At 45.1% G+C, this 16,873-nt stretch carries 16 protein-coding genes; 14 read left to right on the top strand and 2 right to left on the bottom strand.

All coding sequences use genetic code 11. The annotated features are described in order from the left end of the window. The first annotated feature begins 64 nt into the window (after nucleotides 1-64). Nucleotides 65-1,483: a YcdB/YcdC domain-containing protein gene (locus C1T29_RS01895; RefSeq protein WP_095431200.1), complete on the top strand. Its 1,419-nt coding sequence runs from the start codon at nucleotides 65-67 to the stop codon at nucleotides 1,481-1,483. 185 nt (nucleotides 1,484-1,668) lie between these two features. Next, complete coding sequence (locus C1T29_RS01900) at nucleotides 1,669-3,030, top strand: YcdB/YcdC domain-containing protein (protein WP_103749839.1); 1,362 nt, start codon at nucleotides 1,669-1,671, stop codon at nucleotides 3,028-3,030. Nucleotides 3,031-3,037: 7 nt separating this feature from the next. Here C1T29_RS01900 and cwlK read toward each other — a convergent pair whose 3' ends face one another. Next, entirely contained in the window at nucleotides 3,038-3,541 is a 504-nt protein-coding gene (cwlK, locus tag C1T29_RS01905) for a peptidoglycan L-alanyl-D-glutamate endopeptidase CwlK (protein ID WP_014662669.1), read from the bottom strand. A gap of 122 nt (nucleotides 3,542-3,663) precedes the next feature. Between cwlK and rapJ the strand changes: the two genes are divergently transcribed. The 6 genes from rapJ to znuB all read left to right on the top strand — a co-directional run bounded on the left by rapJ (nucleotide 3,664) and on the right by znuB (nucleotide 10,080). Further along, nucleotides 3,664-4,785: a response regulator aspartate phosphatase RapJ gene (gene rapJ, locus C1T29_RS01910; protein ID WP_103749838.1), complete on the top strand. Its 1,122-nt coding sequence runs from the start codon at nucleotides 3,664-3,666 to the stop codon at nucleotides 4,783-4,785. Nucleotides 4,786-4,892: 107 nt separating this feature from the next. After that, nucleotides 4,893-5,669: an SDR family oxidoreductase gene (locus C1T29_RS01915; RefSeq protein WP_071581412.1), complete on the top strand. Its 777-nt coding sequence runs from the start codon at nucleotides 4,893-4,895 to the stop codon at nucleotides 5,667-5,669. A 26-nt stretch (nucleotides 5,670-5,695) separates the two neighbouring features. Continuing rightward, nucleotides 5,696-7,384: a glycoside hydrolase family 13 protein gene (locus C1T29_RS01920; protein ID WP_095431203.1), complete on the top strand. Its 1,689-nt coding sequence runs from the start codon at nucleotides 5,696-5,698 to the stop codon at nucleotides 7,382-7,384. 185 nt (nucleotides 7,385-7,569) lie between these two features. After that, nucleotides 7,570-8,529, top strand: coding sequence for a metal ABC transporter substrate-binding protein (locus C1T29_RS01925; RefSeq protein WP_103749837.1), 960 nt, complete (start codon nucleotides 7,570-7,572; stop codon nucleotides 8,527-8,529). A 55-nt stretch (nucleotides 8,530-8,584) separates the two neighbouring features. Continuing rightward, a complete protein-coding gene (gene znuC / locus C1T29_RS01930; protein ID WP_014475714.1) occupies nucleotides 8,585-9,280 on the top strand; it encodes a zinc ABC transporter ATP-binding protein ZnuC in 696 nt (231 codons plus the stop codon). Further along, nucleotides 9,238-10,080 carry a zinc ABC transporter permease ZnuB gene (gene znuB, locus C1T29_RS01935; protein WP_014662674.1) on the top strand — a complete coding sequence of 281 codons (843 nt, stop codon included), beginning with the start codon at nucleotides 9,238-9,240 and terminating at the stop codon, nucleotides 10,078-10,080. Before znuC ends, znuB begins: the two co-directional genes overlap by 43 nt. A 37-nt stretch (nucleotides 10,081-10,117) precedes the next feature. On the opposite strand, the gene C1T29_RS01940 is transcribed toward znuB, so the two are convergent. Beyond that, the gene (locus C1T29_RS01940) at nucleotides 10,118-11,113 is read right to left on the bottom strand and encodes an LLM class flavin-dependent oxidoreductase (protein ID WP_103749836.1); all 996 of its coding nucleotides are present in this window, start codon (nucleotides 11,111-11,113) and stop codon (nucleotides 10,118-10,120) included. Nucleotides 11,114-11,396: 283 nt separating this feature from the next. Between C1T29_RS01940 and C1T29_RS01945 the strand changes: the two genes are divergently transcribed. From C1T29_RS01945 to C1T29_RS01970, 6 genes are all read left to right on the top strand, one after another. Continuing rightward, nucleotides 11,397-11,996 (top strand): TerD family protein, encoded by a 600-nt coding sequence (locus tag C1T29_RS01945; protein ID WP_014662676.1) that lies wholly within the window; start codon nucleotides 11,397-11,399, stop codon nucleotides 11,994-11,996. Between the two features lie 21 nt (nucleotides 11,997-12,017). Then, nucleotides 12,018-12,599 (top strand): TerD family protein, encoded by a 582-nt coding sequence (locus C1T29_RS01950; protein ID WP_014475718.1) that lies wholly within the window; start codon nucleotides 12,018-12,020, stop codon nucleotides 12,597-12,599. A 34-nt stretch (nucleotides 12,600-12,633) separates the two neighbouring features. Further along, the gene (locus C1T29_RS01955) at nucleotides 12,634-13,212 is read left to right on the top strand and encodes a TerD family protein (RefSeq protein WP_003241242.1); all 579 of its coding nucleotides are present in this window, start codon (nucleotides 12,634-12,636) and stop codon (nucleotides 13,210-13,212) included. A gap of 51 nt (nucleotides 13,213-13,263) precedes the next feature. Continuing rightward, on the top strand, nucleotides 13,264-14,037 hold the full coding sequence (locus tag C1T29_RS01960) for a TerC family protein (RefSeq protein ID WP_014662678.1): 774 nt from the start codon (nucleotides 13,264-13,266) through the stop codon (nucleotides 14,035-14,037). Between the two features lie 83 nt (nucleotides 14,038-14,120). Then, the gene (locus tag C1T29_RS01965) at nucleotides 14,121-15,734 is read left to right on the top strand and encodes a YceG family protein (RefSeq protein ID WP_103749835.1); all 1,614 of its coding nucleotides are present in this window, start codon (nucleotides 14,121-14,123) and stop codon (nucleotides 15,732-15,734) included. Nucleotides 15,735-15,749: 15 nt separating this feature from the next. Then, entirely contained in the window at nucleotides 15,750-16,841 is a 1,092-nt protein-coding gene (locus C1T29_RS01970; protein WP_095431206.1) for a toxic anion resistance protein, read from the top strand. Nucleotides 16,842-16,873: the final 32 nt, after the last annotated feature.

The following is a 16,873-nucleotide window of genomic DNA, read 5'->3' on the forward strand; positions in this document are numbered from 1 at the left end:
AAACTCAGAAAAATGTGCATTTTAGACTATTACTTTTTAACCTGTTGAAGGGGACATATGAAGGATGAAAGGGGCTGTCTTTGTGAAGAAAGAGGAATTGAAACAAAAAGCACTGGAAATCGGCCGAGTGCCGACACACTTAAAACTGGAAATTGAAGATTTTGACGATGATGACAAAAGAGCTCATTTTTGTTGGACAGATCCTCAGGATGAGAATATCGGCATTATCGTGGAACTTGGACCGGGCGGGGAGCTGGAATCCCTTTCCCGTGATAAGGAGCCTGAAAGCGGAGAAAGGCTGTCTGAGGAGAAACTAGAGGATATCATGCGCCAATTTGTAGAGACCCATCATCCGGGAGCACTCTCTGCCTTTGTTCGTGAAGAAAATGACCGTACATCCTGTGATAAAGTGAGATTTTCATATGTTCAAATGGAGGCCGGGCTTCCTCTCCCTATGAGCGGATTTATGGCTGATGTTTCTTTATCAGGTGAGATCGTTTCCTTCCGCTATTACGGCAAAGCCGGCAGCATCATCAAGCCAAAGCGAATCGCGGATGATAAAGAGGCACTTGCCTTCTTCAAGAAGGACGTGGAGTTTGACCTTTTATTTGAGGTTCTCCATCGTTCTGTTTACGAAAACGGAGATGATCAGCCGCATTTGGTGTATGAGCCTGAATGCAGGGCCATTACCGTACCTGCGGATTTGGTTCTAGAAGAACAGGCAGTTGATGATGACGATGATTACAGGGAGCCGGAGAGCTTTCCTCTCCCTTTATTCGAGGAGATTCACGAAAAGGCCGATCCTGACAGCATGATTGGAATCGAAAAAGGATTTGTCAAAGAACGGGAAGTGGATTTGGACGATGGGAGAATCGGGATCGTTTGGCGGAATCCGAATGAACCTATGTATCAGCCGGCGGATAAAAGTTTGGACAGCTGGTTCAAGGGACGGACGCATCAAGTGCTGAAAACCATCTATCACAAAGAAACCGGAAAACTCGAAGGCGTCATGTCATTTATGGAGAAAAAAGGGCCATTGACAGTAACTGAGGCAGAGTGCGAAAAAATCGCGCTGCGCTTTCTGTTTGCTTTATTTCCAAATGCCGATCAATATTTTAGGATCAGATACGACGAAAAGGATGAAGAAGAAAACGCAGTCGCTGGTTTTACGTTTGAAGCGCATTGTCACGGAGTTCCGCTCCGATTTGGGCAGATCAGAATTTGCGTCAGCCGCCAGACAGGGGATATCACCGTTTATATGGGGCCGGATATTGACCCAAATGAGCTGGCAGCCATTGATCCAGTTCCAGCCATTTCAGTTGAACAAGCCAAGACTCTCTTTTGGCAGCATTTTAAAGTTGAGCTTGGCTGGGAAAGAGAATACGGGGATGATGAAGAACCCAGCTACCGGCTCGTCTATCAGCCGGTGTATCCCCGTTTTATCGAAGCCCATACAGGAGAGCCTGTCTTTAGCTCATGGTAAAACAGCTAAAAGTCACACAATTGCCTTAGATTTATAAAGGGATATGTGATGAAAGTAACAGGAGGAATGTCAAAAAACAATGATAATAATATAAAAGGACCTTTCTTCACTTTAAAAGAAGAAAGGTCCTTTTATATAATAAACTGGATTCTCTTTGTCGTAGACTCTTTGAAAGGATGACTTCATTGGTAAATAAACAGCTGAAAAAGAAGGCGCAAGAGATCGGGAATGTACCGCCGCATTATGAGCTTGAGATAGAAGATTATGATCAAAAACAAAAGAAGAAGGGGCGGGCATACTTCATCTGGAGGAACCCTGAAGATCCGGAAAAGCACATTACAGTGGAACTCGGAAATGATGGTGCTTTGCTCACCTTTTCAACATCCGTCCGCTCCGAGACAGACAAACAACTTCCAGACGCCGAGCTGAAGCTGACGGCTCTTCAGTTCGCCGCTGCCAACCATCCCGGCACATTTATGAATTTTCATTTTCAAGGCAAGGAAGAACGGAGGCAGCACATTCGTTTTATGTATACCAAAATGGAATTAGGGCTTCCGCTTCCTAATTCAGGCTTTTTAATTGATGTGACACGCAGCGGTCAGATCATCCATTTTTTATATTACGGAGAAGGGCACAAAGCCGAAGTTCCAAAAGAATTTGTAGCGAAAGAGAAGGTTGTGTCCCATTACTTAAATACAATGTCTTTTCAGCTGATGTACGATGTCATTGATGGCGATCAGGCACCCAGGCTTGTATATGAACCGATTCTGCCGGGATACAGCTATCCCGCGGATATTGACGAAATTGTGCCCGACCAGCATATCGGAGATGAAAGAATAGAAAACGCGGCGCCATTGCCGCCGCTTCGGAACAACGAAGAAGTCGATATATTTGCCTTGCTGGGTCTTACCCCTGATATGCAGAAAGTCAGTGAAAAAGACTTTGGGGAACAAATAGGAAGCACGTGGCGCAGGGGGACTGCGCCGGAGCGTAAGGATCTGAGCATAGGAAGTTATTTTGAAACGAGAAATAAAAACACAATCAAAATGAAGACGGATAAAAGAACCGGAAAATTAAAAGCAGCGCTTTCTTTTATCGAGCGGCGCAACAACCGCCAATGCTCAATGGAAGAATGCCAGACAATAGCGCTTCAATTTTTGTATGCTCTTTATCCGAGAGCAGCCGAGTTTTTCAAATTGAATCCCGTCCGAATTGATGAAAGAGGGAGAATCCGCAACCATTTTTCTGTCTGGTATAAAGGAGTGCCGCTGCGGTTCGGCGCCGCCCGTATCATTGTCAATCCGGAAACGGGATTGATTGATGCTTTTATGGCGCCTGATATTGAACCTGAACAATTGGAAGCAATAAATCACAGGCCGGATATTTCCGCTGAAGAAGCGAGAGAAGCGTTTTTAGCCGGTTTTGATGTGAAGCTGGAATGGCAGCCTGATTTTACAGCAGGCAGTGACCAGCACTGCAAACTTGTCTATAAGCCGGTTTACCCTTCCTATATTGATGCGCACATAAGGAAAAAGAAAAGGCTGTGAGGGATGTCTAGTTAGGAATCATCTCCAAGTGGGGATAGTCCTTGAATCGTTTCCAATCCCCGCCCCATTCAAAACCGAGTTGCTTGGCGATCTCCACAACCTCCAGCCAATCTGATTTTCCATTTTGATTGCCGTCATATTCCATATCCCATATGATGCTGCCATCCTTTTTTTGCAGGGCGAAATCAATCGCTAAACCATAGTTGTGATACGATTCCCCTCCTCTTGCATAGGTGACAATATTCCCTTTTTTTGTACGTCCCTGTTTATATAATTCGTCTTGTTCCTTAAAGGATCTGAATCCTTCAGTAATAACGACGGTAATGCCTTTATTCGCTGCTGCGGCTTTGAGTGCATCGGCATTCTGCTTCACAATCGGGTGAAGATCCGAAGGGACAGGCATGTGCTGCAAGGCGTTTTGAGAATGCCATTCATGCCGAATATAACTAACACAAAGATTTAGAAAAAATAGAATACATAAGATAACAGATGTTTTTGCGGCCAACTTCATATCGATCTCACTTTCTCAAGATGTGCTGAATGTTAACGCTTTTAAGTGATTGACTCTCTCTAAAAGCGGACAGCTATGATAAAATATAACATAAATAGTAGCAGGAGGAAGGAGGCAGACCGATGAGAGCAAAGATTCCATCTGAAGAAGTAGCAGTAAAGCTAAATGAATGGTACAAGCTCATTCGCGCATTTGAAGCAGATCAAGCAGAAGCGTTAAAGCAGGAGATTGAATACGATTTAGAAGATATGGAAGAGAACCAGGACTTGCTTTTATATTTTTCTTTGATGGAATTCCGGCACCGAATCATGCTTGATAAGCTGATGCCGGTGAAAGACAGCGACACCAAGCCTCCGTTCTCTGATATGCTGAATGAAATTGAAAGCAATCAGCAAAAACTTACGGGCTTATTGGAATACTACTTTTATTATTTCAGAGGAATGTACGAATTTAAGCAGAAAAATTTCATATTAGCGATTGACCATTATAAACATGCTGAGGAGAAGCTCGAGTATGTTGAGGATGAGATCGAAAAAGCTGAGTTTCTTTTTAAGGTTGCAGAAGTGTATTATCACATCAAACAAACGTATTTTTCCATGAACTATGCGAGCCAGGCGCTTGATATCTATACGAAATATGAACTGTACGGCCGACGCCGCGTGCAGTGTGAATTTATCATCGCCGGAAATTTGACGGATGTGTATCATCATGAAAAAGCACTGACCCATTTGTGCAGTGCCTTAGATCATGCCAGGCAGCTGGAAGAAGCGTATATGATCGCCGCTGCCTATTATAATGTCGGCCACTGTAAATACAGTCTGGGCGATTACAAAGAAGCGGAGGGCTATTTCAAAACAGCCGCCGCTATTTTTGAGGAGCACAACTTTCAGCAGGCTGTTCAAGCTGTTTTTTCACTGACTCATATGTACTGTAAAGAAGGAAAATACGACAAAGCAGTAGAGACATATGACCGCGGGATAAAGAGCGCGGCTGAATGGAAAGATGACATGTACTTGACGAAATTCCGCCTCATTCATGAGCTGTATCTTGGAAGCGGCGACCGGACCGTGCTTACAGAATGCTTTGACCTGCTGGAATCCAGGCAGCTTCTTGCCGACGCCGAAGATCTGCTGCATGATACAGCGGAACGTTTCAATCAGCTAGAACATTACGAGTCCGCCGCTTTCTTTTACCGCAGGCTGATGAATATTAAAAAGAAGCTTGCTGAGCAGCGCTTTCAATAGAAAAAAGCAGAGAACTACAGGTTCTCTGCTTTTTTTGTGCTGTTTTCAACTCGGAAAAACAGGGTATTTTCCACTGCATAGTGAGAAATCAGAGGAGGATATCATGTATGTATAAAGAGTTAACTGGAAAAACAGCGATTGTGACAGGGTCTTCAAAAGGAATCGGGAAAGCCATTGCGGAACGGTTCGGACAGGAGAAAATGAATGTTGTTGTAAACTACCACAGCGACCCGTCTGGAGCCGATGAAACCCTGGAAATCATCAAGCAGAACGGAGGGAAAGCCGTTGCAGTTGAGGCGGACGTGTCAAAAGAAGAGGGGATTCAGGCGCTCTTGGACACAGCTTTAGAGCATTTCGGCACGCTCGATGTGATGGTGAACAACTCCGGCTTTAACGGCACGGAAGCCATGCCGCACGAGATGAGTCTTGAAGATTGGCAGAGAGTGATTGATGTCAATGTCACCGGAACCTTTCTGGGAGCGAAAGCGGCACTTAACCACATGATGAAAAACAATATCAAGGGCAATGTGCTGAATATCTCAAGTGTTCATCAGCAGATTCCGCGCCCAGTCAACGTTCAGTATTCCACATCCAAAGGCGGCATCAAGATGATGACGGAAACGCTGGCGCTCAATTATGCGGATAAGGGAATCCGCGTCAATGCGATAGCGCCCGGCACCATTGCCACAGAATCAAATGTTGATACAAAAAAGGAAGAGAGCAGGCAAAAACAATTGAAAAAAATCCCGATGAAAGCCTTCGGAAAACCGGAAGAGGTGGCGGCAGCAGCTGCTTGGCTCGTATCTGAGGAAGCAAGCTATGTGACCGGGACTACACTTTTCGTCGACGGCGGAATGACTCTTTATCCGTCTCAGCTTGAATAGAACATCAAATACAGGGGGATTGCGGGATGAACACAGACTGGTGGAAGGATGCGGTGGTGTACCAGATTTACCCGAGAAGCTTTCAGGACAGCAATGGAGACGGAATTGGGGACTTGCGGGGGATTATTTCCCGTCTTGACTACATAAAGGAGCTCGGGGCGGATGTGATTTGGGTTTGCCCAATCTATCCTTCTCCGAATGTTGATTACGGCTATGATGTGACAGACCATAGGGCAATCATGGATTCATACGGAACAATGGACGATTTTCACGAGCTGCTGGACCAGGTGCATCAGCGGGGATTAAAGCTGGTGATGGACTTTGTGTTAAATCACACCTCTGTCGAGCATCCGTGGTTTAAAGAAGCGGAGCTGGACAAAAACAGCAAATACCGCAGCTATTATTACTGGCGTCCCGGCACAAAGAACGGCCCGCCGACGGACTGGCTCTCAAACTATGGCTGCCCGGTCTGGCAATACGAGGAGCATACCGGAGAATATTATCTCCATATGAACGCCGTCAAACAAGCTGATTTAAACTGGGAAAACCCCGAAGTTCGCCAAGCGGTGTATGACATGATGAAGTTTTGGCTCGATAAAGGGGTCGACGGCTTGCGCATTGATCAGCTCCATCTCATTTCTAAGAAAGAATATCTTCCTTCGTATGAGGACTATATCAATCAGCAGGCAGAGCCGAAGCCCTTTCAGCCAAATGGCGATCGAATCCATGACTATTTGAAAGAAATGACAGATGAAGTGTTTTCTCAATATGATGTCATGTCTGTCGGAGAGGTCGGCAATGTCACGCCGGAAGAAGGCCTAAAATATACAGGAACAGATAAGCATGAGCTGAATATGATTTTTCACTTTCAGCATATGGAGCTTGACCAGCAGCCCGGAAAAGAACATTGGGATGTAAAGCCCCTTGAGCTTTCTGATTTAAAATCGGTTTTGACCGCATGGCAAAAAAAGCTTGAACATCAAGGCTGGAATACATTATATTGGTGCAACCATGACCAGCCCCGGATTGTATCCAGATTCGGGGACGATGGGAAATACCGCAAAGCATCTGCGAAAATGCTGGCTACCGTACTTTATTTCATGAAGGGCACGCCATACATTTATCAGGGAGAAGAAATCGGGATGACAAACGCGCCGTTCACCCAGATTGAGGACTACAAAGATATCCAAACGATCAATATGTATCATAAACGGGTATTTGAAAAAGGCTATGATCCAGAGGATGTAATGAGATCAATCTTAGCCAAAAGCCGGGATCATGCTCGGACCCCGATGCAGTGGAACAGCGGCAAACATGCCGGATTTACTGACGGCACGCCTTGGCTGAAGGTCAACCCGAACTTCACCTCTATCAATGTGGAGGAAGCGCTGAGTGACCCCGATTCGGTCTTACTCTATTACAAAAAGCTGATCAGACTGAGAAAGCGGTATGCTGATCTTATAAAAGGAAGCTATGATCTTTTGCTTCCGGACGACCCGCAGTTGTTTGTATATATGAGAGAAAACGGTAACCAGCAGCTTTTGTCAGTCAATAATTTTTCAAAAGAGCAGGCTGTTTTCCCATGGCCGAAGAACTGCTGCAAAGCTCAGGCATCTCTGCTTCTCAGCAACTATAACAACAACGGCGACCTTGCTGACGAAATGGTGTTCCAGCCTTATGAAAGCAGGGTGTACCTTCTGGACAAAACAACCTAATGATTTAGCAGCCCGGCATTCAGCCGGGTTTTTTTAGTACATATATTCGCTCTGCAGGCGGGAAGAATAAAAAGAAAATGAAATTTATTCTTGCAAAACGTAATGACTTCGGTTTATTATGATATAGGATTACAAAATCGTTATCATTTTGATTTAAAGCTACTGAAAAAGAGGGGATATACGATATGTTTAAAAAATGGAGCAGTTTGTTTGTGATTGCAGCGTGCTTTTTATTGGTTGCAGCATGCGGCAACTCATCAACAAAAGGGTCGGCGGATTCAAAGGGTGATAAACTGCACGTTGTCACAACGTTTTATCCGATGTATGAATTCACAAAACAAATTGTAAAAGACAAAGGCGATGTGGATCTGTTAATCCCATCTTCCGTTGAACCGCATGATTGGGAACCGACGCCGAAAGACATTGCCAACATTCAGGATGCTGATCTGTTCGTTTATAATAGTGAATACATGGAGACATGGGTTCCGTCAGCTGAAAAAAGCATGGGCCAAGGCCACGCCGTTTTCGTTAACGCAAGCAAAGGCATTGATTTAATGGAAGGCTCTGAAGATGAACATGAAGACCACGATCATGGGGAGCATGAGCACAGTCATGCAATGGACCCTCACGTATGGCTAAGCCCTGTTCTGGCGCAAAAGGAAGTTAAAAATATTACGGCGCAAATCGTAAAGCAAGACCCGGATAACAAAGAATACTATGAGAAAAATAGTAAAGAATATATTGCAAAACTGCAGGATCTTGATAAACTATATCGTACAACCGCAAAAAAAGCGGAGAAAAAAGAATTTATCACGCAGCATACTGCTTTTGGCTATCTCGCAAAAGAATATGGCCTGACGCAGGTTCCGATTGCAGGGCTTTCTCCTGACCAAGAACCGAGCGCAGCCAGCTTGGCAAAGCTGAAAACATATGCCAAAGAACATAATGTAAAAGTCATTTACTTTGAAGAAATTGCATCCTCAAAGGTCGCAGATACGCTCGCCAGTGAAATCGGTGCGAAGACAGAAGTGCTGAATACACTGGAAGGCTTAAGCAAAGAAGAACAGGATAAAGGTTTAGGGTATATCGACATTATGAAACAAAACCTCGATGCCCTGAAAGATTCACTATTGGTTAAATCATAAGATAGTGTGCGCCGGAGGGGTGCACACTATTTCTTTGTGAGAAAGGAAGATTAACATGAATCTCGTCTCATTGAAAGATATCGTATTCGGCTATTCCCATACGCCTGTTTTAGATAAAGTATCACTTGATATTGAAAGCGGTGAGTTCGTCGGCATCACTGGACCAAACGGCGCCTCTAAATCGACGCTCATAAAAGTAATGCTCGGCATGCTGAAACCGTGGGAAGGCACAGTGACGATCAGTAAAAGAAATACAGAAGGGAAACGCCTGACCATTGGGTACGTCCCGCAGCAAATTTCTTCATTTAACGCCGGCTTTCCGAGCACGGTGCTGGAGCTTGTCCAGTCAGGCCGATACACAAAAGGGAAATGGTTTAAACGTTTAAATGAAGAAGATCATCTTGAAGTAGAAAAAGCACTGAAAATGGTGGAAATGTGGGAGCTCCGCCATCGCAAAATCGGTGATTTATCAGGCGGACAGAAGCAGAAAATCTGTATCGCCAGAATGCTCGCCAGCAACCCGGATCTCCTGATGCTGGACGAACCGACAACTGCAGTTGACTACGACAGCAGAAAAGGATTTTACGAATTTATGCATCACCTCGTGAAAAATCACAACCGCACAGTTGTGATGGTTACTCACGAACAAAACGAAGTACAGCAATTTTTAGATAAAGTGATTCGGTTAGAGAGAGGAGAAAAAGGCGGATGGAAATGTTTGACTTGGAATTCATGCGACGAGCTTTTCTAGCAGGCGGCATGATTGCCATCATGGCTCCGATACTGGGAGTGTATCTCGTTCTCAGAAGACAGGCCTTAATGGCTGACACACTTTCACATATCTCGTTGTCAGGTGTGGCCATCGGCTTTTTTCTCAGCACCAATATTACCGCAGCGAGCATAGTCGTCGTGACCATCGGCGCGATCGGAATTGAATACATGCGGCGGGCGTATCGGACTTATTCAGAAGTGTCCATTGCCATCTTAATGGCAGCTGGTTTGTCCTTCGCGATGTTTTTAATCAGCCTTTCCAAAGGCACAGCCAATATGAGCATCGATCAATACCTATTTGGATCGCTTGTGACAGTCAATCAGCAGCAGGTCTATATTATCGGTATTATCACACTGCTGATCCTGCTTTACTTTATCGTATTGAGAAGACCGCTCTACCTGCTGACGTTTGATGAAGCAACAGCCAAAACATCGGGAATTAATACAAACGTTCTCTCGTTGTCATTCAGTATTGTCACAGGCCTTGCGATTTCAGTCATTATACCGATCATCGGGGTCCTTCTTGTATCAGCCCTGCTCGTATTGCCGGCAGCATTCGCCATTAGAATTGCAAAAGGCTTTAACATGGTCTTCATTACAGCCATACTCATTTCGTTATTCAGCGTATTTGCGGGACTGACATCATCCTATCAGCTCGGGACGCCGCCAGGGCCGTCTATTACCCTGCTATTGATCGTTCTGCTTTTGCTCGGATTTGCAGTTCAAGGAGTTTGGATGTTTATCAAAAAAGAAGCGCAGCGCAAAAAAGGGCGCCAATAACAAAAAAAGCAGTTTCCCCAGGGGAAACTGCTTTTTTTTATAGAAATAATCCGGCAAGGCGCTCATACGATTCTTTTTTCGCCTCAAAATCAAACACATTGCACAGAGCCATGATTTCATTTGTTTCATAGCGGTCTGTGAGGTCTAACAGCTGCTGTTTGACAGTGCTTGGAGAACCGATTATCATCCGCTTTCTGTTTTCTGCAATGAGTTTTTTATCGGATTCAGTGTAGGGATGCGCTTTCGCTTCCTCGATGCTCGGCACGCGGCTGTCCAAGCCTTTTCCGACGCGAAGAAGCCATAAATCCTGGCTTAACGCGAGTTCCTCTGCCTCTTCATCTGATTTTGCGCAAATGACAAAAATCGTAAAAAGGGCGGCCGGATTTGAGAAATGGGCTGAGGGCCGAAAGCTTTCTCGGTAGATGCGGAACGAATTTTCTCCTCGTTCTGGATTAATGAAATGCCCAAATACATATCCAATCCCCTGTTGCGCTGCACGTCTTGCACTGTTTTCGCCAAGGCCGAGCACCCATAGCTCTGGTGCAGTGTCAATCAGGGGCGCCGCTTTGATTCCGGCATACGGATGGTCGGGAGGAAGGGAATCTGTGAGAAAATAAGAGACATCCAGCAGCTGTCTGTTAAATTCGGTTAAGCTTTTTTTTACCCCGTCTGTTAGCGCAAGCCGGGTTTTTGTCGTGCCTCCGGGGGAACGGCCGACGCCAAGGTCAATCCGGTTTGGATACAGGGCCTCAAGCTGGCGAAAGGTTTCAGCCACTTTAAACGGACTGTATTGGGGCAGGAGCACGCCGCCTGATCCGACACGAATCGTGTTTGTCTGTGCTGCGATGCGGGCGATCATGATTTCAGGCGCTGTGCTTGCCAGTCCTTTCGTGCTGTGGTGCTCGGCAAACCAATAACGCTTATAGCCCCACTGTTCGCTTAATTGAGCAAGCTCAACCGAATGCTGAAGAGTTGTCACAGGGCTTTCTCCTTTAGAAACAGGTGCCTGATCAAGTATGCTTACATGAATCAAATGGCCGCTTCCTTTCTGTCTGTTTTTACAATGTGACACAAGAATAGGCAAAATGACTCGCTCACGTCAAATGGTTTGTTTAAGAAGTGCATTTTATAGCATTTGCAAATCATATATCAAATATGGAAGTTTTTTTTCGAGGTTTTTCGTCAATTATTCTTAACTTTTACGAAACTTTGATATAATAACAAACGTATATATTAGTAATTTACGGCTTATTTTCCTTGTGAGCGTAAAAATAAATGTGACTATCTTCACATTTTGATGAGTAGGAGTGAATCGTGTGGCAATTTCTTTAGAAAAAGGTCAACGAATTGATTTAACAAAAGGAAAAGCCGGTCTGTCAAAATTGATGGTCGGTCTCGGCTGGGACCCAGTGTCCTCAGGCGGAGGATTCTTCAGCAAACTGCTTGGCGGAGGCGGTCCGAATATCGACTGTGACGCTTCAGTGCTGATGTTGGAAAACGGAAAATTCACCGAAAAGAAAAATCTGATTTATTTCGGCAACCTGAAAAGCCGCTGCGGCGGTGTACAGCATACAGGCGACAACCTGACGGGTGACGGTGCGGGCGATGACGAGCAAATTATGATAGATTTAGATAAAGTGCCTGGAAACATCGATAAGCTTGTATTTGTAGTGAACATTTACGATTGTGTCAGAAGAAAACAAGATTTCGGCATGATTCAAAATGCGTTTATTCGCGTAGTTGATCAATCTAATCATGAAGAAATGCTCAAATACAATTTGAGAGACAATTATGCCGGCAGAACAAGCCTGATTACAGCAGAAATCTACCGAAGCGGCAGTGAGTGGAAGTTTGCGGCGATTGGTGAAGGCACGAACGATACGAGATTAGAAGATATTATCAGCCGATACGTATAAAAGAAAAGGAGTGGATGAAACATGACAATTTCATTGGCAAAAGGACAAAAAGTAGATTTAACAAAAACAAATCCGGGTCTTTCAAAGGTTGTTGTCGGTTTAGGCTGGGATACGAACAAGTATGACGGCGGACACGACTTTGATCTTGACTCAAGTGTGTTTCTGTTAGACGCCGCAGGCAAATGCGCGTCACCAAACGACTTTATTTTCTACAACCAGCTTGAAGGCGGCAACGGTTCAGTCGTTCATTCAGGCGACAACCTGACTGGTGCTGGCGAAGGCGATGATGAGAATGTAAAAGTAAATCTCAGCGCTGTACCGGCAAACATTGATAAAATCTCATTTGTTATTACCATTCACGAAGCAGAAGCGCGCAGCCAAAACTTTGGACAAGTATCAAACGCGTTTGTCCGCATCGTAAATGAAGAAACAAATGAAGAGCTCATCCGTTACGATCTTGCAGAAGATTTCTCTATTGAAACGGCAATCATTGCAGGGGAGCTTTACAGACATAACGGCGAGTGGAAATTCTCTGCAATCGGCTCAGGCTACCAAGGCGGCCTTGCCCGCATCGCAACAGACTACGGTTTGCAAGTCGGTTAAGAAAAATACGAAGAGCAGAAAGGAGAGAGGCAGTATGGCCATTCAATTATCAAAAGGACAGCGCATTGATTTAACGAAAACAAATCCGGGACTGACAAAAGCGGTGATCGGTTTAGGCTGGGATACAAACAAGTACTCTGGCGGACACGATTTTGACCTGGATGCTTCGGCCTTTTTAGTTGATGCGCATGATAACTGCGTAAATGATCTCGATTTCGTCTTCTATAATAACCTTGAACACCCGAGCGGCGGTGTCATCCATACGGGTGACAACCGCACGGGTGAAGGCGACGGAGATGATGAGCAGATTATCGTGGATTTCTCAAAGATCCCTGCTCACATTGAGAAAATCGGCATCACAGTGACCATTCACGATGCTGAAGCACGCAGCCAAAACTTCGGACAAGTTTCCAATGCGTTTGTCCGCGTTGTGGATGAAGAAACGCAGAATGAGCTTCTTCGCTTCGATTTGGGAGAAGACTTCTCCATAGAAACAGCTGTTGTCGTTTGTGAGCTTTACAGACACGGCGGCGAGTGGAAATTCAATGCGATCGGCAGCGGTTTTTCCGGCGGGCTGGCTGCATTGTGCCGGAATTACGGTTTGCAAGTGTAAACGAGTGACAAATAGAGAAGTCACCGTTTCAAATTAATAGGAGGAAAAAACTTGGACTTTTTACATCATATCATGTCTACGTATGCTTCATTTTTCGATTGGAAAATGTGGGGGGAAGTTCTGACTGATCCTGTTTCCTGGGGTCTGATCGGTTCCCTTGTTGTTCTGGAAGGCCTTTTATCGGCCGATAACGCGCTTGTTCTTGCGGTCATGGTCAAACACCTGCCGGAAAAACAGCGTAAAAAAGCGTTAACGTATGGTTTGTTTGGAGCTTATATTTTCAGGTTTATTTTCATCGGGCTCGGTATGCTCCTCATTAAATTCTGGTGGATCAAGGTGCTTGGCGCGCTTTACCTAGCTTGGCTCGTCATTAAGCACTTCTGGATAGGCGAAAAAGAAGAAGAAGCGGACGGCATGAAGAAAAACTCTTGGATGGTCCGCACGTTCGGGATCTTCTGGGCGACTGTCGTTTCAGTAGAATTAATGGATCTTGCCTTCTCTGTGGACAGCATCCTGGCCGCGTTTGCGGTATCTGAAAAAGTATGGGTGCTTCTGATCGGCGGTATGCTTGGTATTTTAATGATGCGTACAGTGGCAAAAGTGTTCCTTGTGCTGATTGATAAAATTCCTGAGCTGGAAAACACAGCATTCGTGTTAATCGGCATTATCGCGCTAAAAATGGCGGGGAGCGCTTTCCATTACGAAATGCCGCACTCTGTATTCTTCATCATCATTATCGCTGCATTTGCGGTAACATTGATCATTCACTACATCAACAAACAAAAGCAGGTGCGCGAACAAACAGCCGCTTCAAAAGAAGAATAAAACAAAACAAGGAGGGAGGTTCAATGTCCTTCCTTTTTTGTTACCGAAATATCGTTCAATAACAAACCGGAAAGGAGGATATGATGAGACAAGAAGAAGTAATCATTCATAAAGCACTTCCGGCTGATGGGGATTGGAAAAGCCTGCTGTTTCAGCCATTGCCGGAGCGAGATCACTATGAAACAGCACAGGGCCTTTCGTTTTCCCGCCTTGCCGGACAGATATTAGGCACGCCTATTGATGAGACGGATTACTATAACGAGCTGTACGAGCTGTCTGTAAATGACGGCATGACTATTTTGAGTGAAACGCTTGATAAAACAATCGAACCGGAAACATTCCAAAAGCTTCAGCATATTCATTCCATCAATCAGAAAGAAAAAGGGCTGTCAGTCAGCCGCTTTGTTGCCTTTCTGGACGGGGAAAAGCTGATTGCGAGGCACTCAAATCCCTTGATGCACCGCCATTTAAGAAAAGCGCTGATGACGCTTTTACATACCTTTGCGGACAGTCATGAGAAGGGGCTGAATCATCCTGATTTTCGCAGAGTGCTGCTTGATGTCTCGAAGTTTTCTTTAAATCACCTGAATCCGTGGCTGGAAAAAACCGATATAGAGCGTGAGATGCCAAAGGTTGTTTGGTATGGAGATGCGACGAAAAGCCAGCTCTATTTCTTATATTATCTGATGCTGGTCGGCTGTGATGTTCTGCTGTTTCATCCGGCGGGTACCGATCAGCTGGCGCTTGTCGATCCAAAGCAGGAGCTCAGTTTTACGGAAAAGCTCCCGGATGTTTCGGAGCTTCAGCCGTTTCCGAAAGAAAAACCAGACCGTAAATCAACAGTGGCTTACCGCTCAACAAAAGAAATTGAACATGTGCTGAATCACGAGGAGTCCATGCTGTACAAGCCATGGCAGTTCAGAGATCACACACCGGTGTCCGTTACGCTGAAAACGACCTATGATGAACTGTTTTTAATCACGAAAGAACGCGCCTTTATTCGGCCGAATTTCAAAGCAGATAAACACTCCATTGAGATTCCGAATGTTTTCGCCAAAATTATGGGCGTGTCCAAAGACAATAAGGAATATTGGAACAGGCTTCATACTCTAGCGGATTATCAGGAAACAGAAATGGTCAGAAGCTTTCCATTTACAGAAGAAATAAAGTCGAACTATCAATTTCACTACAGCCACGCACTTGACCACGAAGAGAATATTGATCCGGACAAGCTGATGGCAAGCAATGTGTGGCAGTACAAACAGCTGCCGGCGGGCGTTCAGACCGCCATTGCCAAAACGATTTCGAGAATGTGCAGGCATCCTCGGCTTAAGGCTTTGCATCAGGAACAAGTCAAGGATGTTCAAATCTATTTGTTTAAACAAACGACAAACCTGCCTGCGAATCTGCTGAAATTGATTCAAATGTTTGACTATGCGCAAACCGTTCCGAAACTCGTTTTATATCATACGGAAATGAGCGGCGGACTCACGCGTTCGGATGCCGCTGCCCTGCTGTTCCTGAATGAAATCGGAATCGATATCATCATTTATAATCCGCCCGGACACCAAGATATTGAGCAGTTTATTGAAGAGGATCAGTATGATATCCACTGGCTGGACGACATGGTGTTCCAGCAGGACTACAAAGAGCCTTCGCTTGTGAAAAGGCTCTTCAGAAACATTACCCAAAAATAAGGAGAGAAGAAAAGCATGACAACAGAAAATCAAAATCCGCTTGTTCTCGATAAAAATGAAGAGATTTCCCAGCAAAAAGCTGACGATATCCGTCTTCAGCTCCGTCAGGAACCAGAGGTAAAGCGGCTCGCTCAACAAATTGACGTTAAAAACCAAATGGAGCTGCTTGAGTACGGCAAGGAGCCGGCCGTTGAAATTTCCAAGTTCTCTGACCGCATCTTGGGGATGATGAAGACAACAAGTGTGACAGACTCCGGCACAATGCTGACTCAGCTTGGAAAAATCATGGACCGCTTCGACAAAAATGATTTTGATGAGCCTAAGGGATTAATGGCGAAAATTTTCAAACGCGGCGGCAGCATGGTTGAAAAAATCTTTAAAAAGTATCAGACACTCGGCGGAGAGATTGAAAAAATCAACGTTGAGATTTCGAAATACAAAGATGAGATGACGAAGACGAACTACACGCTCGATGAAATGTATGAAAACAATATCAAATACTATATGGAGCTTGAAAAATACGTCGTTGCCGGGCAGATGAAACTGGAAGAGATGCAGTCGATCCTTCCTTCATATGAGGAAAAAGCGGCAAGCGGAAACCAGCTGGCGCAAATGCAGCTCGATACGTTGCGCAACGGTATTCAGGCGCTTGAGGAACGGGTGTATGATCTGGATATGGCACGGATGGTGGCTCTTCAAACCGCACCACAAATCCGTCTCCTGCAGCGCGGAAACGCAAAGCTGATCGGGAAAATCAACTCCGCGTTTATCATTACCATTCCGATTTTCAAAAACGGCATTATTCAGGCTGTTACGGTGAAACGGCAAAAGCTTGTGGCTGATTCAATGAGCGAGCTTGACCGCCGGACAAACGAGATGCTAAAACGAAATGCTGAAAACATCTCGAGCCAAAGTGTTGAAATTGCGAGAATGGCCGGCAGACCGAGCATAGATATTGAAACGATCGAATCGTCTTGGAACACGATTGTCAGCGGCATGCAGGAAACAAAACAAATCGAAGAAGAAAACAAACGCCTCCGCGAAGACGGCGCGAGACGAATTGCCCAGCTTCAGGATAATATTAAAAAAGCAGCATTACAGCAATAATCAGAACCCCGCTTGTGGAACATAAGCGGGGT

It is taken from the genome of Bacillus sp. MBGLi79 (genome assembly GCF_002953915.1).